This window comes from Streptomyces torulosus (genome assembly GCF_001419765.1).
Taxonomy (GTDB): domain Bacteria; phylum Actinomycetota; class Actinomycetes; order Streptomycetales; family Streptomycetaceae; genus Streptomyces; species Streptomyces torulosus.
The window spans coordinates 1-17,279 of record NZ_LIRK01000631.1 but is presented as its reverse complement, the minus strand read 5'-3'; the positions used below and the strand labels follow the sequence as shown (position 1 = coordinate 17,279).

General features: G+C 73.9%; 12 protein-coding genes and 2 pseudogenes. 5 read left to right on the top strand and 9 right to left on the bottom strand.

Going from position 1 to position 17,279, the window contains the following annotated elements; all coding sequences use genetic code 11:
* Positions 1-97 (top strand): annotated as a pseudogene (locus AOK23_RS50710) (Lrp/AsnC family transcriptional regulator); the annotation flags it as partial.
* A gap of 210 nt (positions 98-307) precedes the next feature.
* Here AOK23_RS50710 and AOK23_RS35945 read toward each other — a convergent pair.
* Entirely contained in the window at positions 308-796 is a 489-nt protein-coding gene (locus AOK23_RS35945) for an Lrp/AsnC family transcriptional regulator (RefSeq protein ID WP_055716717.1), read from the bottom strand.
* Between the two features lie 60 nt (positions 797-856).
* Here AOK23_RS35945 and AOK23_RS35940 point away from each other — a divergent pair, with 60 nt between their 5' ends.
* On the top strand, positions 857-2,095 hold the full coding sequence (locus AOK23_RS35940; RefSeq protein WP_079049898.1) for a trans-sulfuration enzyme family protein: 1,239 nt from the start codon (positions 857-859) through the stop codon (positions 2,093-2,095).
* A 172-nt stretch (positions 2,096-2,267) separates the two neighbouring features.
* Here AOK23_RS35940 and AOK23_RS35935 read toward each other — a convergent pair whose 3' ends face one another.
* From AOK23_RS35935 to pdxR, 6 genes are all read right to left on the bottom strand, one after another.
* Positions 2,268-2,480, bottom strand: a complete 213-nt coding sequence (locus AOK23_RS35935) for a zinc-binding dehydrogenase (RefSeq protein ID WP_055716716.1) — start codon at positions 2,478-2,480, stop codon at positions 2,268-2,270.
* Between the two features lie 76 nt (positions 2,481-2,556).
* A complete protein-coding gene (locus tag AOK23_RS35930) occupies positions 2,557-3,984 on the bottom strand; it encodes a GNAT family N-acetyltransferase (RefSeq protein ID WP_240496712.1) in 1,428 nt (475 codons plus the stop codon).
* A 149-nt stretch (positions 3,985-4,133) separates the two neighbouring features.
* Positions 4,134-6,860, bottom strand: coding sequence for a DUF7824 domain-containing protein (locus AOK23_RS35925; RefSeq protein ID WP_055716714.1), 2,727 nt, complete (start codon positions 6,858-6,860; stop codon positions 4,134-4,136).
* On the bottom strand, positions 6,857-8,314 hold the full coding sequence (locus tag AOK23_RS35920; RefSeq protein WP_055716713.1) for an SWIM zinc finger family protein: 1,458 nt from the start codon (positions 8,312-8,314) through the stop codon (positions 6,857-6,859). The genes AOK23_RS35925 and AOK23_RS35920 overlap by 4 nt, the downstream gene beginning before the upstream one ends.
* Before the next feature lie 133 nt (positions 8,315-8,447).
* Positions 8,448-10,037: an alkaline phosphatase D family protein gene (locus AOK23_RS35915; protein ID WP_055716712.1), complete on the bottom strand. Its 1,590-nt coding sequence runs from the start codon at positions 10,035-10,037 to the stop codon at positions 8,448-8,450.
* A 273-nt stretch (positions 10,038-10,310) separates the two neighbouring features.
* Positions 10,311-11,795, bottom strand: a complete 1,485-nt coding sequence (gene pdxR / locus AOK23_RS35910; protein WP_055716711.1) for a MocR-like pyridoxine biosynthesis transcription factor PdxR — start codon at positions 11,793-11,795, stop codon at positions 10,311-10,313.
* Here pdxR and AOK23_RS52250 point away from each other — a divergent pair.
* Positions 11,786-12,199, top strand: a pseudogene (locus tag AOK23_RS52250) (EamA family transporter); the annotation flags it as partial. The gene pdxR and the pseudogene AOK23_RS52250 sit on opposite strands and share 10 nt — an antisense overlap.
* Positions 12,200-12,718: 519 nt before the next feature.
* On the opposite strand, the gene AOK23_RS35900 reads toward AOK23_RS52250, so the two are convergent.
* On the bottom strand, positions 12,719-13,549 hold the full coding sequence (locus AOK23_RS35900; RefSeq protein WP_055523098.1) for an alpha/beta fold hydrolase: 831 nt from the start codon (positions 13,547-13,549) through the stop codon (positions 12,719-12,721).
* A gap of 141 nt (positions 13,550-13,690) precedes the next feature.
* Here AOK23_RS35900 and AOK23_RS35895 point away from each other — a divergent pair, with 141 nt between their 5' ends.
* On the top strand, positions 13,691-14,578 hold the full coding sequence (locus tag AOK23_RS35895; protein WP_055716709.1) for an RNA polymerase sigma-70 factor: 888 nt from the start codon (positions 13,691-13,693) through the stop codon (positions 14,576-14,578).
* A gap of 256 nt (positions 14,579-14,834) precedes the next feature.
* The gene (locus tag AOK23_RS35890) at positions 14,835-15,596 is read left to right on the top strand and encodes a GntR family transcriptional regulator (protein ID WP_055538382.1); all 762 of its coding nucleotides are present in this window, start codon (positions 14,835-14,837) and stop codon (positions 15,594-15,596) included.
* Between the two features lie 200 nt (positions 15,597-15,796).
* On the opposite strand, the gene AOK23_RS35885 is transcribed toward AOK23_RS35890, so the two are convergent.
* Positions 15,797-16,954, bottom strand: coding sequence for an ROK family transcriptional regulator (locus tag AOK23_RS35885; RefSeq protein WP_055716708.1), 1,158 nt, complete (start codon positions 16,952-16,954; stop codon positions 15,797-15,799).
* Positions 16,955-17,279 lie beyond the last annotated feature (325 nt).

The window sequence follows — 17,279 nt, the reverse complement described above, 5'->3', positions numbered from 1 at the left end:
GTCGCAGCGCGAAGTGGCGCGCGTGGAGACCAGGTTGATCTTCCAGCAGTGGGAGTGCGGGCCCCTACTCCCGCCGGACGCCGAACGGCCCGCCTGAGCGGTACGGGTGCTGCGCCCTGAGCGGAATCCGGCCGCCGTAAGGCTCAACACCCGGTCAAGCAGCTGACGGCGACCGGTCGCCGTACCAAGATTGTCCGCATGTCTGACATCAAGAGTCCCCTGCCCCGCGAGGTCGCCGTCAGCTGCTTGACCGGGTGTTGAGCCTTACGGCGGCCGGATTCCGCTCAGGGCGCAGCACCCGTACCGCTCAGGCGGGCCGTTCGGCGTCCGGCGGGAGTAGGGGCCCGCACTCCCACTGCTGGAAGATCAACCTGGTCTCCACGCGCGCCACTTCGCGCTGCGACGTGAACTCGTCGAGGACCAGCCGCTGCAGATCCGCCATGTCCGCGACGGCGACATGCACCAGGTAGTCGTCCGGTCCGGTGAGGTGGTACACGGTCCGCGACTCGGGCAGCACCCGGATCCGCTCCACGAACGGCCCCACCAGCTCCCGTCGGTGCGGCCTGACCTGAACCGACAGCAGCGCCTCCAGCCCCCGCCCGAGCTTGGCCGGATCCAGCCGCAGCTGATGCCCGAGGATGACTCCGGAGCGGCGCAGCCGGGTCACCCGGTCCAGACACGTCGACGGCGCGACCCCCACCTGGGCGGCGAGATCGCGGTAGGTCGCCCGTGCGTCGTTCTGCAGCAGGCGCAGAAGGTGGAGGTCCACCGGATCCAGTACGACAGATTCGGCCATTGTTCGAACGTAACACGGAGACCGACCCGTGCGGCCCGGCCGATGTTCACCCTGACGCCCATGAACTCAGCGAGCACGCACGCGTACGACCCCGCACGCACCACGCCGAGAGCGCTGGACACCGAGGCCGTGCACGCCGGCCGCGACGATCTCGCGCGCCAGGGCCTGCACGCCGCGCCCATCGACCTGTCCACGACCTACCCCTCGTACGACAGCCGCGGTGAGGCCGCCCGCATCGACGCCTTCGCCGTCGAGGGCGCCGAACCCGAGGGCACCCCGATCTACGGACGGCTCGGCAACCCGACCGTCGCCCGCTTCGAGACCGCCCTGGCCCGCCTGGAGGGCACCGAGAGCGCCGTCGCCTTCGCCAGCGGCATGGCCGCGCTGAGCGCCGTGCTCCTCGCCCGCGCCTCCATGGGCCTGCGCCATGTCGTCGCCGTACGACCCCTGTACGGCTGCAGCGATCATCTCCTCACCGCGGGGCTGCTCGGCTCCGAGGTCACGTGGGTCGACCCGGCGGGCGTCGCGGACGCGCTGCGGCCCGACACCGGCCTGGTGATGGTCGAGTCCCCGGCCAACCCGACCCTCGCCGAACTCGATCTGCGGGCCCTCGCCCACTCCTGCGGCTCGGTCCCGCTCCTCGCGGACAACACCTTCGCGACGCCGGTCCTCCAGCGGCCCGTCGACCAGGGGGCCCGGCTCGTCCTGCACAGCGCCACCAAGTACCTCGGTGGTCACGGGGACGTCATGGCCGGGGTCGTGGCCTGCGACGAGGAGTTCGCCGGGCGGCTGCGGCAGATACGCTTCGCGACCGGCGGTGTCCTCCACCCGCTGGCCGGCTACCTCCTCCTGCGCGGCCTCGCGACCCTCCCCGTGCGGGTCCGGGCGGCTTCCGCGACCGCCGCGGAACTGGTCCGCCGCCTTGACGCCGACCCGCGAGTGGCGCGGGTCCACTACCCCCGCGTCGGCGGCGCGATGATCGCCTTCGAGGTCCACGGCGACCCCCATGACGTCATCGCGGGCGTCCGGCTGATCACCCCCGCCGTCAGCCTCGGCAGCGTGGACAGCCTGATCCAGCACCCGGCCTCCATCAGCCACCGCATCGTGGACGAGACCGACCGCCGGGGCGCCGGGGTGAGCGACCGGCTCCTGCGGATGTCGGTGGGCCTGGAGGACGTGGACGACCTGTGGGCGGACCTGGACGGGGCGCTGGGCGCCACGGTCGACGCCGCCACCACGGGGGTCGACGTCGACACCGAACGGCCTGTGGCGGGCCTGGGGTCGGCGTCCGGCCGCTGAGCGGCCGTCGAGGGCCCGGGGCCGGACCGCTCCCGCCACCGGGCTCTGGGACTGGAACTCCGGGGCGTGTGGCTCTGGGCCCGCGTCTCGGTGCGCCGGGGGCCGTGGCTCTGTGCCCGCCTCCGGTGCGCCGGGGGCCTGCGGGCCGAGCTCCGCGCCCGGACCCCGGGTCTCACTCCGCGGGGACGGTGAGCGCCAGTTTGCCCGTGACGCCGCCGTCGAGGAGGTGGCGGACGGCCGCGGCGGCCTCCGCGAGCGGGTACACGCGGTCCACGACGGCGCCGAGTGTGCCCGCCTCGATGAGCGCGGTCAGGTCCCGCAGTCCGTCGGCGTGCTCGGAGGCGATGAACGTGCCCAGGTGTCGGCCGGAGAACGGCGACAGCAACTGGGCACAGCGAAGCGCGGGAGCCCGTCACCGGCTCCCGCGCTGATTGTTGTGGCCCTCCTGCCGCCGGGGCGGGTCACCGACCCTTGCGGAGCCCCTCCGCGCCCTCGGCCCGGTGCGCCGTCACGGCGTCCAGACGGGCCGTGATCACCAGCGTCCCTTCCTCGACCTGGTAGTCGAGCGGCAGACCCAACGCCCGCATCGCCGCGACCATCCCCGTGTTGGACGACTGCGTCACGATGTATACGTTCCCGCAGCCGGCGTCGCCCGCCATGGCCACCAGCCTGCGGAGCAACTCGCTGCCGATACCGCGCCGCTGCCAGTCGTCCTCGACGAGCAGCGCGATCTCCGTCTCGTCGCCGTCCCAGAGCAGATGGCCCAGTCCGACGAGGCGCCCCGAGGTGGTCTGCGCGGCGAGCGTCCGCCCGAAACGGGGGCTCAGCAGATGCTTGAGGTAACGGTCCGCGTCGCCGACCGGCCCGTGGTACCGCATGCTCAGCGTCCGCGCCGAGCACCTGTCGTGCATGGCCTTCGCCGCGCGCAGATCGCCCGCGTCGGCACGGCGCACCGTGATGTCGTTGCCCTCGGGCAGCGTCAGCACGTCCTGGCTGCGCGGGATCCGCGGACCGAGCCGCGTGTCCAGCTCCACCAGGGCCCGCGCCCGCGCGAACTCCGTGGGCGTGAACGGCAGATACGGCCGCTCCACCGTGATCGTCCCGCCCTCCGGCGCCCGCAGCCGCATCACCGTGCCCTCCAGGGCCCCCTCGACCGGGGCGCCCTCCTGGACCCGGCCCGAGCCGGGAGCGGTGGCGGGCAGCGAACGGATGGTGCAGCGCCCCAGCAACTGCCGCAGCGCCAGTGGGAGTTCCGCGGCGTCCAGCGCCGTACGCGTCGCCAGGCCGAGCACCCGCGTCGGCGCGTCCACCAGGTCATGGGCGTCGCCGCGCTCGATCCAGGTCTCGCTGCCGCCCGCGTCGGACACCGACCGGCTGATCTCCGTGGCGGACAGCCCCTCGGGCGCCCGCAGCAGGAACTCGTCCACGGTGCCCTCGGCCAGTGGGTGCGTCTGCAGGCTCAGGATGTCGACCCGGTGGGCCGCCAGCGCCGTGCACAGCGCCGCGAGCGACCCCGGTTCGTCCTTCACGGTCGTCCGCATCCGCCACAGCACGGTCGCCCCGGCCATGGCACCGGCGGCCGCCTCACCCGCCTCGCCCCCTACGGCCGGCCCGGCCTGCCGCTCCGCGGGGAGCGACGGCCGGGCGCCGGTATCGCTCGTGGGCGGCGCGTGACCGTGGCGTCGTGTCCACCACACGTGGAACCCGACAGCGGCCGAAAGGACGGCCGCCGCGACCGCCAACAGCACCGCACCGCCCTTGCCTTGCGCGGTGGAGCCCACCACCGCGTCGGCCACGGCCGCCGCCACGAGGAGCGCGGCGAGACCGACCACGGCCTGCCGCCCGTGGCGCACCGGGCGACCGTTCCTCGCCCGCGTCACATCAGACATGTCTGGAGTCATGTGGCCACTGTGAAGGAAGGGTGTTGCGTGATCACGAACGCTCTGTGACCGGCCGGTAAAAGCATCGTTCCGTCCCTTTTGTTGCAGGTTGGACGATCGGTGGGGCCGCGGCAGGTCGGATGACGGGTGGACCGGTCTCAGACCGCCAGCGCCGCGCGGAGTCGCCGTGCCTCGGTGACCAGCCGGGACGAGCCCCTCCGGTCCGCCGCCAGATCGAGGTGGGGCAGCTCCCCGCGCGCCCCGGACCGCTCCACGCATTCGGCGGCGACGGCCAGCAGCTCCCCGAGCCCCCGAACCGGCGTGCTGGCCTTGGCCCGGCCCTTGCCGGCGCTCTCGCCCTGGTCATTGTTCCCGCCTTGCTTGCCGCCCGAATGGTGCGAACCACCCGAGCCGCCCTGCCCGTCGGAGAGTTCGGCGAGCAGGTACGGCAGGGCGGCTCGCAGGAGCGCCCAGGCCGTGCCGTACGCGCCGGTGGACGCCGCCGTGCGTATCGCCTCGGCGATCCGCAGCGGCTTCAGATAGCTGGTCACGGCCAGTTGACCGAGGTCGGCGCCGGCCTGCTCGACGTCGAGCTGCCCCCGGGCCGCCAGCACCAGCAGGCCGTCCACGGCGGCGAGCCGGTCCTCCGGGCGCTTGGCGCCCAGCCCGTACACCACGCACAGCCGCACGGCCTCGCCCGTCTCGCCCTCCGCCTCGGCGAGCGTCGGCAGGAAAGAGAACCCGGCCCCGGTGTCCTCGATGACGCCCTGCGACAGATCCCGCAGCACGCGTGCCGCCACCAGCTCCGGGCGTCCCGGCACGACCGCGAGCCACTGCCGCCACTCGGAGTCGTCCCAGTGGGAGCAGTACCAGCGGCCCTGGTACTCGGACAGGGGGCGCCCCAGCCGGCGGACCTCCGGCGGGAAGGACTCGCTCTGCAACTCCGGGAGCTCCCCGAACTCCACCAGGAACCTCGGCCCCTCCGTACGGCTGCTCCGCACAGGCTGGGAGGGCACATCGGTCGCCAGCCACTCCGCCAGCCGGTCGCCCTCCGGGGTGCCCAGCTCCCGGGCGGCCAGCGCAGCGGCCTCCGAAGCGGCCGTGTCGGCGCGCCGCACCCGCAGCAGCGCCTGCGCGAAGTCCGTTCGACCGGGCCGGGCCCCGAGCCGCCGATAGGTGTCGAGTCTCGCCACCAGCTCCCCGGGCTCCAACGACCCCGTGCTCCAGGTGGGCGTGGCCAGCAGGAACGGCAGCGGCTCGGTGCGGACGCGATGGGCGACCTCCCACAGCCGGGCGTCGCGGACCCCGGCGAGGCCGCTGTGCACACACCCCCCGGACGTGGGCGCGTGCGAGCGCGCCTCGTGCAGGACGGAGAGGCGGACCCGCTCGAACAGCGCCGCCAGGACGATCTCCAGGTCGTGCGGCGACTCCCGGAAGTACCGGTCGACGTACGCCGGCTCCATCTCCGCCCACCAACGCCCCGCCACCACCGGACCCAACGCCTCCACGAGTGCCTCGCGATCCCGGTGCGCATGACGTACGAGCCCGTCCAGCGTCCGCTCGAAGGCGCTGATGTCGCCGTCCGAGGCCAGCAGCGCGTTGACCTCCTCGGCGAGTTCGGCGACCGTCTCCGGCGCCGGCACGAGTCGCGTGGGCTCGGGCACGGGAGGGAGCAGCTCCTCGTACGCCTCCGGGGACTCCTCGGCCGGGGAGACACCGAGGACGCTCTGGGCGCGGGTCCGCAGGCCGGGGCTCAGATCGGCGGCCGCGCCGGTGATCTCCTCGCGCGCGGCTCCCTCCTCGTCGGGGACGTCGCCGATGTGCCGCTCGACGAGCTTCAGCGCACGCTCCTGCACCTCCGTGTCCTCGTGCCCGAACGCCTGGGCGACCACGGGGAGCAGAGCGCCCGCGGTGGACGGGTCCTGCTTCAGGACCTTGCCGAGCAGGATCAGCTGGGAGCGGACGAGCTTCCGCTCGGGGCGGAAGAGCACGGCGCCGGACATCTCGATGAGCCGGCGTGACCCCAGTTCGCCGTCCAGGGCGAAGTCGGCGAGGACGGACTGGGCGTGCCCGGCCACCGAGGAGGGGGCGTCCGCGCACAGGGACATCCAGTCCGCGATCCGCTCGCACCGCTCGTCACGGGTGAGGTCGAGCGAGGTCAGCAGACCGAGGAACACCTTGTTGTCGGCCGTGGAGCCGCCGCCGCGCAGCAGCCGGGACACACAGCCGTCGATGAGGATCTTGCGGTCGAGGAGGTCCTCCTCGGCGAGCTGGGTGAGGGCGTAGGTCCAGTTGTTCAGTCCTTCGCCGTACCGCCAGTCGCTGCGGGCGCCGATCTCCGCGATGTCGAACAGGGCGGTGACGAGCTCCGCGAGATGCGGGTCCTTGCGCAGGTTGCCGATGACGGTGCCCGCCTTCCAGCGCGCCCGGCCGATGTGCTCCATCCAGCCCCGCACATAGGTCTCGGACGTCGGCACCGCACAGCCCGCGAGCCGCACCAGGCCGGACATCAGCTCGTACGGCACCTGCGCGGTCAGCGGGCGCTCCGCCAGCCGATGCACCAGGTCGTCGAGCCAGCGCGGCTCACGGTCGCCGAGCACATCGATCAGGACCGGCGCCGGCGCCTGCCGCCAGCGCATGTCGGACCCCGCGATCCAGTCGGCCACCGCCGCCGCGCCCGTCTGACAGGCCGCGCCGGCCGCGTGCAGCGCCGGATACGCGCGCTGCAGGGGCGAACCCCACGGCTCGGACCGCAGCTTCTTGCGCAGCTCCTTCAACTCGGGCATGCACGCCCGTCGTTCGGCGTCCGTCATACCGTCCGCCAGGGTGACGACGTCACCCGTGTTTCCCGCCCGTACCGCGTTGACCAGCGTCGTCGCCGTCATCGCGCACCCCCGTCGATGCTCGTCCCGCTCGGTTCCATGTCGGTCGTCGTGCTGTCCTGCTCACCGGGGGCCGGTGCCCCTCCGGTCCCCGCGTCCGCGCCCCGGCGGACCATCCGCACCGCCAGCGCGTGTTTGCAAGGGCCCCTGCCGCCGCGGTACTTCGCCCACCACAGGCAGGAACAGCTCAGTGTGCCCCCGTCGTCGCGGACCCGGTGGACATGGCCGTCCTCGGCGGTCACCGTGCCGAGCGAGCCGTCCAGGGAGACCGCCCCGGAGGCCACCAGGCCGCGGGCCGAGCGCAGGCGCGGATTGTGCCGCTCGACGCGGTCGGCGTCGTAGGGGAGTTCCCGGTGGAAGTAGGCGGCCTCCGCCGTGTCGTAGCCGACGCGTCCCGAGGTCCCCAGCCGGGTCAGCGCCGCCCGTACCCGCTCGGCGGTGAGGCCGGAGGACGCGGCCAGGTCGCCGACGTCGATGCGGGGCTCCCAGGCGAGGAGGACCGAGATCAGCTCCGCGTCCTCGGCGGCCTCGTCGGTGGCGAGGGACTCCAGCACGCCACCCTCGCCCGAGAAGCCGCGCGCGGCCTCCGGGGACAGCGTGAGGGTGAGACGCATACCGGGCAGCTCCACCTCCCACGCGCTCGCCAGGGCCGCAGCCCCGGTGGCCGGCGGGCCGTAGACGCGCAGCGCGGTCGCGTGGCGCAGGACCCGCTGGAGGGCCACCAGCCGCTCCGGGCCGGGCAGACAGACGGCGCCCGGCACCGGCCGCGTCGTCGGGCGCAGGACCCGGCCCGAGGGCACGACCCACTGGGCGCCCCGCGACGCGCCTCGCGCACCACCGCGCGGCAGCGACCGCAGGAAGCGTACGGCCTCGGCGGCGGGCAGCTCGGCCCGCAGATCGAAACCGGCGGCGATCACCTGCGCCTCGGCGAAACCGCGCAGCCAGCGGTCCGGCAACGGCACCTTCTTCTCCACCACCGAGCCGTCCAGGGTGGTCACCGCCAACTCGTCCGGGCCGACCCGCAGATGCAGCGGATCGTCGGAGCCGACGCGGGACAGCGCCTCGCGCAGCGGGTTGTTGACGTCGACGTTGGTCGTGCCGTGGCCGACCTCGCCCCCGTCGAGTCCCGGCTCCAGGACGTCGAGCCGGGCGTACACCCCGCCGCAGCCGGAGAACGACTCGAAGCGCAGCCGGTCCCCGTTGCCCGTCACCACCGGGTCCAGGGAGGCCCGCAGCTGCTGCTGGTAGTAGCGCGCCGCCGCCACGTCGGCGACCGCCAGCAGGGCGGCCGCGGCCACCTGAGGAGAGGTCAGGAAGCCCGTGAAGAACCGCGGATGGTCCTGGAACCCCGTCGGGGTCGCACCCCGGGAGGTCTCCAGCCCCAGCCGGTGTCCGCCCGCCGCGGACTCCAGCACGGAGGGTCGGGTATAGGCCACGGCCTGCAAAGATCGCGTCATGGGAAAACCGTAGGAGCGACCACTGACAACGGGCGATGACCTGCGAAAACGCGGTGGCCGGCCCGGTGTTGCCGAGCCGTCCGCCACTTGACCAGGGTCCCGGGTCACCCCCCCCCGTTTCAGCCCGTGCGGGTCACTGTCCCACCAGCCCTGGCTGGAGCGTCTTGGTGTAGAGCACGGTGCCGTCCTGCTCGCGCAGCCGCACCGTCAACTCTCCGCTGTGGCCGTCGATTTCGACTTCGCCGAAGAACTGGTAACCGCCCGCGGGCGACACGTTCGCCGTGGTCGGCGCCTTGATGAAGACCCGCTCGGGACCGAACGTGTTATCGAGGGCGTTCGCCGGGAAGGCACCGGCGTTGAGCGGCCCGGAGACGAACTCCCAGAACGGCTCGAAGTCGGTGAACGCGGCCCGCGACGGCTGGTAGTGCTGCGCCGAGGTGTAGTGCACGTCGGCCGTCAGCCACACCGTCCCGGTGATCTTCCGGTGCTTGATGAACCGCAGCAGTTCGGCGATCTGCAGCTCCCGACCGAGCGGCGCGCCCGGGTCGCCCTGGGCCACCGCCTCGATGTTCGGCTTCCCGTCGCCGGTGTCCGGCACGACCAGGCCGAGCGGCATGTCGGAGGCGATCACCTTCCACGCGGCACGGGAGCGCGACAGTTCCCGCTTCAGCCACCGCGACTGCTCGGCGCCGAGGATGCCCACCGGGTCGGTGGTCTGCTTGCCGGGCGAGTTGGCGTCGCGGTACGTCCGCATGTCCAGGACGAACACGTCGAGGAGCGGGCCGTGGCGCATGACCCGGTGCACCCGGCCCTCGCGGGAGCCCGGCCGCAGCGTGGAGATGGGGAAGTACTCGCTGAAGGCGCGCCGTGCCCGGGACGCGAGCACGTCCACGCTCTTCTCCGTGTAGCGGGCGTCGGTGAGGATCTCTCCCGGGCACCAGTTGTTGGTGACCTCGTGGTCGTCCCACTGCACGATCGACGGCACCTGCGCGTTGAACCGCTTCAGGTTCTCGTCCAGCAGGTTGTAGCGGAAGTTGCCGCGGAACTCCGCCAGCGTCTCCGCCACCTTGGCCTTCTCCTCGGTGGTGATGTTCCGCCAGGTCCCGCCGTCGGGCAGGGCCGCCGTCGCGGCGATCGGGCCGTCGGCGTAGATCGTGTCCCCGCTGCACAGGAAGAAGTCGGGGTCGAGCCGTCCCATCGCGTCGAAGATGCGGTAGCCGCCGCGGTCCGGGTTGATGCCCCAGCCCTGCCCGGCCAGGTCGCCCGACCACAGGAACCGCACGCCGGAGCGCCGCTTCACCGGCGTCGTACGGAACGTGCCGGTCACCGGCTCGCCGGTGCGGCGCGGGTCGTCCGGGTCGGCGAGGAGCACCCGGTAGTGGATCTGCTCACCGGCCGGCAGGCCGCGCAGCCGGGTCGTCCCGGTGAAGTCGGTGCCGGCGCCGAGCAAGGGGCCGTGCCACCTGCGCGGGTTGCGGAACGACTCGGTGGCGGACGTCTCCACGATCATGCGCGCCGGCCGGTCCGAGCGCACCCACACGAGACCGGAGTGCGCGCTCACGTCTCCGGCCTGCACACCCCAACCGGCCCGCGGCCGCCCCGACAGGGCGAACGCCGGAGCCGCCGCGAGCGAGCCGGGCAGGGCCAGGGCCGCCGACGCGGCCAGGGAACCGCGCAGCACACTGCGGCGGCCGGGCAGGGAGATCGGCGGACGGTGTGACATGAATGAGCCTCCTGGGACGGATTCGGCCAATGCGCAGTGCCACAAGTACTGGTGCGCCGAGGCGCACGCGGAAACGACAAGTGAACAACTGACCGGGGCTGCGGGGAAGCACGCCGCGACGCCCGAGCGGGGCGTGTCGCACGAGTCCGGGAGGGTGTCGCGCGGGCCCGAGCCGGGCGCGCCGCGCGGGGTCTGGTGCGCGGGCCTGGGAGGGGTGTGGTAAGCCGGGCCCGAGAGGGGCGTGTCGCGCCGAGCCCGGTCAGGCGGCCGGGATCACGGGCGGCCGTCCTGTCGGGCCGCCTCCGCCATCAGCCGTACCCCCTCCCGGATCCGCGCCGGTGACAGGTGCGCGTACCCGAGGACCAGCCGTGGCAGGTCGTCCGGCACGCGCCCGTACCGCCCCAGCTCCCGCACCGCGACCCCGGCCGCCGTGACCCGCTCCACGAAGCGGTCGCACGGTCCGTACCGCTCGGGCAGTGTGGCGATCACATGGAGCCCGGCGGCGATCCCGGACACGCGCGTACCGGGCAGGTGCTCGGAGAGGGCGGCCACCAGGGTGTCCCGGCGTTCGCGGTAGGCCCGCTGGCAGCGGCGCAGTTGCCGGTCGTGGTCGCCGCGCTCCACGAACCGGGCGAACAGGGCCTGGTCGAGGGTGGGATGGCCGAGATCCATGGTCCGCTTGCGCTCGACGACCTCCTCGGCCAGGGACGCCGGTACGAGGAGCCAGCCGAGCCGCAGCCCCGGCGCGAGCGACTTGCTGACGGAACCCGTGTACGCGACCCGCTCCGGGTCCAGTCCCTGGAGGGCGCCCACGGGGGCGCGGTCGTAGCGGAAGTCGCCGTCGTAGTCGTCCTCGACGATCAGACCGTCCACCGACCGCGCCCAGTCGAGCAGTTCGGTCCGGCGCCGCGCCGAGTAGGCGATGCCCGAGGGGAACTGGTGGGACGGCGTCGTCACCACCGCCCGCACACCCGACTCGCGCAGCGGCCCCATGGCCAGACCCGCCCCGTCCAGCGGCAGCGGCACGGTGCCGATCCCGGCGGCGGCGTACAGGGACGCGTGCTCCGGGCTGCCCGGGTCCTCGACGCCCAGGGCCTGCTCCCCGCGCGCGTGGAGCACGAGCCCCAGCAGGGTCATCGCCTGGGCGACCCCGGAGACCACCACCAGCCGCTCCGGGTCGGCGACCACGCCCCGGCGCCGGGCGAGCAGTTCGGCGAGCGCGGTGCGCAGCCGGGGCAGTCCGCGCGGGTCCGGGTAGCCGAGCGCGTCGTGGGGGAGTTCCGCGAGCACCCCGCGCTGCGCGGCGGCCCACGCGGCGCGCGGGAACAGCGACAGGTCGGGTGTGCCGGGGACGAAGTCGGCGCGGGCGCCGGGGGAGCGGGGCGCGAGATCACGCGCGCGTGGCGGTCCGCCACGGACCGCGGCCCCCACCCAGGTCCCCGCGCCCCGGCCGCTGCGCAGATACCCCTCCGCCGCCAACTGCTCGTACGCCTCGGTCACCAGCCCGCGCGACACCCCCAGATCGGCGGCGAGGTCCCGGCTCGACGGCAGCCGTGTTCCCCGCGCCAGCCGTCCCGTACGGATCGCCTCCCGCAGCGCGGCCTGCAACGTGCGTCCACGCGCGCGTGCGGGCGCGGAGGCGACCGGCAGCAGCAACTCCCAGGCGGCCGCCCAGGGCGCGGACCTCTCGCCGTCCACGGGCGCGGTGTCCGGCGGTGGATTGGTCCCCGACGGCGAATTGGTCCCCGATGACGTCATGGAAGTGGACCTTAAACCGGTCCGCCCGCGTCCCTAGCGTCACCGTCATGAACGCCACCACGGCTCGCGGAGCCCTGCTCGCCGCCCTCGCCTGCGTCCTCGTCGGCGGCTCCTTCACCGCCAACAGCGTCCTCGGCGACTACCCGTACGCCGGCGGCCAGTTCCTCCGCTACGGGCTCGCCTTCCTGCTGCTGCTCCCGCTGCTCGGCCGGGGCGGCACGGCCCCGCTGCGGCGCCTCACCGCCCGGCAGTGGCTGCGGCTGGCGCTGCTCGCGGCGGTCGGCATGGTCGGCTTCAACCTCGCCGTGCTCGCCGCCGAGCGCACGGCGGAACCGGCCGTGCCCGGCGTGTTCGTGGGCTGCGCCCCCGTCCTCGTGGCCGTCCTGGTCCCCCTGTCGGACGGGCGGCGCCCCCGACGGACCGTCCTGTACGGGGCGTCGCTGGTCGCGGCGGGCGCGTTCACCGTCCAGGGCTGGGGCCGCACGGACGGCGCCGGGATCGCCTTCTCCGTCTGCGCGCTGGCCGGCGAGGTCGGCTTCGCGGTGTTGGCCGTGCCGGTGCTGCGGCCGCTCGGCCCCCGGCTGCTGTCGGCGACCGTGTGCGGTGTCGCCGCGGTCGAGTCGGCCGCCGTGGGGCTGTGCGTCGACGGCGGTGCCTGGCTGCGCAGCCCGGACGGCACGGAAGCCGCCGCACTGGTGTGGCAGGCGGCGGTCGTCACCGTCATCGGGTTCGTGTGCTGGTACATGGGCATGCAGCGCATCGGCGCCGAACGCGCCACCCTCTTCTCCGGCCTCATCCCGGTGGCCGCCGCCTGCACCGCGCCCCTCGTCGGCACCGGCTCCTACGGCGCCGCCCAGGCCGCGGGCAGCGCCCTGGTGGGCGCCGGGGTCGCCCTGGGCTCCGGACTGGCCGCGCGCCGCGGGTCAGCGGCTGCCGTCGAGGATGACGCGGGCCACCAGCGCCGGGTCGTCGTTCATCGGGCAGTGGCCGCAGCCGGGCAGTCGCACCAGCCGGGCGCCGGGGATGATCCGCTTGGCGCGGACGCCCTGCCGCGGGACGAGCAGCCAGTCCCTTGTGCCCCAGGCCACGGTGACCGGCAGCTCCGGGACGTCGTCGGTGAACAGGACGCTGCCGCCCGCCTGGAGGGTCGCGTCGAACCCGGTGGCCCCCGCCAGCGCGAGCGTCTCGGCGACCACGGCCTCGGGTGAACGGCGGCTCGGGCGCGCGTAGATGGTGCTCGTCAGGGCGGCCCGGCCGGCCGCCGAACGCGACAGGCGCCGGACCAGCGGCAGCGGCATCCGCCGGGAGAGGTGCCGCATCGTGAGCAGGATGCCGAAGGCGTAGCGCCGCTCGGCCTCGTTCCAGAACCCGGCGGGCGACAGCGCCGTGACCGACCGTACGAGCTTCTCCCGGCCCAGCTCCAGGGCGAGCAGACCGCCGAGGGAGTTGCCCGCGACATGGGGGCGGTCGAGGTCCAGGGTCTCGCAGAAGGCGCGGAACACGGCGGTCGTCGTGGGCAGGTCGTAGGTGAGACCGTCCGGGAGCCCGGGGGACGCGCCGAATCCGGGCAGGTCCACGCTGATGACCTCGCGCTCGGCCGCCAGCAGGTGCACCACCGGGTCCCAGGCCTGCCGGTGGTGGCCGATGCCGTGCAACAGGAGCAGGGGTTCGCCGGTGCCCTCGCGCGCGTAGGAGACCGTCACGGACCGCGGGCCGAGCGGGGAGGGGACCTGGAAGGAGACCGTGGCGGACATGGTGCAGCTCCTCGTCTGGGAGGGTGGGCGCGCCGTCGTACGGCATTCCTAGACAGCTTGTCAGCAACCGCTACCGACGGGTAGTCCCCGTGGGTAACAAACGCCCTGGACACCGGCCCGCGCGTCGGATGGGATGGGTCGGTGACCACTGACACCGCGACCGACGTCTTCGAAGAGCACCGTCCCGTCCTCATGGGAGTCGCCTACCGCATGCTCGGCAGGGTCGCCGACGCCGAGGACGTGGTCCAGGAGGCCTGGCTGCGCTGGACCGGCGCCGACCGGTCCGACGTACGCGAACCCCGCGGCTACCTGGTCCGCGTGACGACCCGCCTCGCCATCGACCGGCTCCGCCAGGTGCAGTCGCGCAACGAGGCCTACCCCGGCCCGTGGCTGCCCGAGCCGTACGTCACCGACTACGAGGCCACGGTCCCGGACACCGCCGAACGCGCCGTGCTCACCGATACCGTCTCCCTCGCCGTCCTCGTCGTCCTGGAGTCCCTCTCGCCCCTGGAACGCGCCGTGTTCGTGCTCCGGGAGGCCTTCGGCTACCCCTACGCCGAGATCGCCGGCATGCTCGACCGCACCGAGCCCGCCGTGCGCCAACTCGCCGGACGGGCCCGTCGGCACGTCGACGAGCGGCGCCCGCGCTACGAGGTCGACCCGGCCGAACGCCGTGAGCTCACCGAGCGGTTCCTCGCCGCGGCGGCCGGCGGCGACCTCGACGGGCTCATGGCGCTGCTCGCCCCCGACGTCCGTCTCGTCGCCGACAGCGGTGGCCTCGCCAAGGCCCCGGTGCGGATCATCGAGTCCGCCGACAAGGTGGGGCGCTTCCTGCACGGCGTGTCCGGCCAGGGCGTCGAAGACGCCTCGTTCCGCTTCATGGAGATCAACGGCGGCTTCGCGCTGGTCGTCCTCGCCGCAGGCAAGCCCGACGCCGTGTTCCAGCTCGACGTCGCCGACGGACAGATCCAGCGCATTCACATCGTCCGCAACCCGGAGAAGCTGCTCGCCCTGCCGCTCGACCAGTAGCCGGTGGGCCGTCGGGCACCAGCCCGTCAACCGCCGTACGACCCGTCAGGTGATCGGTCGTACGGCGGTTCGGCATGCCCTCATGAAGGCTCCGTGAACGCTGTGCCACGCCCCGCGCGGCGGATGCCCGAGGCTTCGAGGATTGGTCTTGACCAAGGGTGGGGGCGGGCCTATGGTCGCAAGAAAGTGCAACAACCTTTAATAAACAAGGGCGCTAAAAACGCCGCCGGGACACGGCGAAGCAGCGGAGGACAGGGTGGGGACCCAGCAGCTCGAATCGGTGCCGGAACCGAAGTACTGGCACCTGAAGACCGTGCTCAGTGAGGCATTGGACTCCGAGTTCTCGGTGGGCGAGATCCTGCCCAACGAGCGCGACCTGGCGGCCCGCTTCGGCGTCGCCCGGGCCACGCTCCGCCAGGCACTGGAACAGCTCGAACTGGAAGGCCGGCTCCAGCGCCGGCGCGGCGTCGGCACCACGGTGGCCCCGCCGCGCGTGGGCGTCTCCGTCGGCGGCGAGCAGCACGCCTGGCCGGGCACGGCCGGGGACGCCTGGCAGGCCGTGGACTGCGCGGAGGCGGCGCCGCCCACCGCGGTGGCCGAGATCCTGGACACCCTCCACGGCGAGCAGGTCCATGTCGTACGCCGCTCCCGCGTCTCCCACGGCCAGCCCGTGGCCGCCGAGCTGCTCTACATCCCGGCGGCCTCGGTGCCCGCCCTCTCCGCCATAGACGCGCCCTCCGGCGCGGCACGCGCGCGTGCGGTGCTGCGCGAGTTGCAGCGGCTGGAACTGGAGGGGCAGGACCGCTCGGTGGAGCTGGGCTCCGCGCGCGCGGAGGACGCGAAGGAACTGGACCGGCTGCCGGGAGCGCCCGTCCTCGTCGTCACGACCCGTTTCTTCGCCGAGGGACGCGCCGCCGCGGTCTCCCTGGCCACCTACCGTGCCGACACCTGCCGCCTGACCTTCGGCGCCTCGGGCGACGTCGAGATCCACCACGGCCCGGAACGCCGCGCGTCCTGAGCCGCGGGGTTCGGAGTCGCGCGCCTGAGCCGCGCGCGTTCCGAGCCGAGCGTTCCGAGCCGAGCGTTCTGAGGACACCGGCGCGGACGAGCCGTGCCCGCCGTGTCCCGGACACCTCCGGGGCACGGCGTTTCGCCTGAGGACGGAGGGCTCAGCGCCTGGCGGCCGAAAAACCTCGGCGCCGAAAGTGTCGAGGGGGCTCAGCGCCGGGCCGTGCCCGTGCCCTCGACCGCGAAGAGCTGCTCCTCGACATGATCGAGCGCGAGCCGCAGCGCGCCCATGGCGACGGCCGTCTCGCCCAGCCGGGACAGGGCCACCCGGGGCGGGCGCAGGCAGTAGCGGGCGAGTTCGTGCCGCAGGGGGTCGAGGACGTCGTCGATGCCGGTCGCCCAGCCGCCGACGACGACCAGCTCGGGGTCGAGCGCCAGCACCAGCGCGGCCACGTCGTGCACCAGCCGCTGTATGAAGCGCTCCACCGCGGCGCGGGCCCGCTCGTCGCCCTCGCGCGCGTGCCGGAACACCTCGGCGACGGCCTGCTCGTCGAGCGGGTGCAGCGGCTCGCCGGTGGTCGACAGCAGCGCCTCCGGGGTCGCCTCCCGGCCCAGCAGATGCAGCGCGCCGATCTCCCCGGCCGCGCCCCCGTAGCCCCGGTGCAGCCGCCCGCCGATCAGCGAACCCGCGCCGGGGCTCAGCCCGGCCAGCACGAACACCAGGTCGTCGGACTCGGTGGCCGCGCCCTTCCAGTGCTCGGCGACCGCGGCGGCGTTGGCGTCGTTCTCCACCAGGACCGGGCACTTGAAGGAACGGCTCAGCCGCTCGCCCAGGTTCAGCCCCGTCCACTCCGGCAGGGCCGTACCCAGCCGTACGGTGCCGTCCGTCTCGACGATGCCGGGGGTGCCCACACCGACCGCGCGCAGCGAGTCCCGCGCGACACCGGACCTGCGGAGCAGCTCCGCGACGGTCGACCGCAGCCGTTCCAGCCGTTCATCGGCCGGCGCGGTCTCGGCGACGTCCTTGGCCAGCGAGCCCAGCACCCGCCCGTCGAGGTCCGCGAGCAGCGCGGTCACGCCGTGCGAGCCCACCTCCAGCCCGAGCAGGTGTCCCGCCTCCGCCCGGAACCGGTACCGGCGAGCGGGCCGGCCCTGGCGCCTGGCGGCCCCTTCCTCGGCGGCCCGCTCCACCACCAGACCGGCCTCGACCAGCCCTTCGACGACGCCCTCGACCGTGGGCCGGGACAGCCCGGTGACCCGGGTGATCTCGGTGAGCGTGGCGTGATCCGTGGCGCGCAGGGCGTGCAGCACCACCGCCGAGTTGATTCTCCGGAGCAGAGAAGGATCCCCGCCGGTCAGCTGCCCCAACGTCCGTCCTCCCAGCTAGCACGCGTGTCTGCCGGATCGTACTCGCCAAGGGGGACCCCGGCGAGTGTCCACAGCCCCCGACCTGGCCGAGCGCCCCGCCGGGCCACCGCCGCCGCCCCGCGGGCCCGCCGTCGCCGCGCCGCCTGCCCACCGCCGCCTCGTCGGCCGTCGCCATGGGCGCGCTGCGGCTCGCGCTCGATCATGTCGAGGAGCAGCTCTTCGCGGTCGAGGGCACGGGCACGGCCCGGCGCTGAGCCCCCTCGACACTTTCGCCGCCGAGGTGTTTCGGCCGCCAGGCGCCGAGCCCTCCGTCCTCACGCGAAAC

Excerpts from the sequence above, each read along its gene's own strand:
- AOK23_RS35915 (WP_055716712.1), bottom strand. The coding sequence starts at position 10,037 with ATGTCACACCGTCCGCCGATCTCCCTGCCCGGCCGCCGCAGTGTGCTG.
- AOK23_RS35945 (WP_055716717.1), bottom strand. The coding sequence starts at position 796 with ATGGCCGAATCTGTCGTACTGGATCCGGTGGACCTCCACCTTCTGCGC.
- AOK23_RS35920 (WP_055716713.1), bottom strand. The coding sequence starts at position 8,314 with ATGACGCGATCTTTGCAGGCCGTGGCCTATACCCGACCCTCCGTGCTG.
- AOK23_RS35900 (WP_055523098.1), bottom strand. The coding sequence starts at position 13,549 with ATGTCCGCCACGGTCTCCTTCCAGGTCCCCTCCCCGCTCGGCCCGCGG.
- AOK23_RS35940 (WP_079049898.1), top strand. The coding sequence starts at position 857 with ATGAACTCAGCGAGCACGCACGCGTACGACCCCGCACGCACCACGCCG.
- AOK23_RS35930 (WP_240496712.1), bottom strand. The coding sequence starts at position 3,984 with ATGTCTGATGTGACGCGGGCGAGGAACGGTCGCCCGGTGCGCCACGGG.
- AOK23_RS35925 (WP_055716714.1), bottom strand. The coding sequence starts at position 6,860 with ATGACGGCGACGACGCTGGTCAACGCGGTACGGGCGGGAAACACGGGT.
- pdxR (WP_055716711.1), bottom strand. The coding sequence starts at position 11,795 with ATGACGTCATCGGGGACCAATTCGCCGTCGGGGACCAATCCACCGCCG.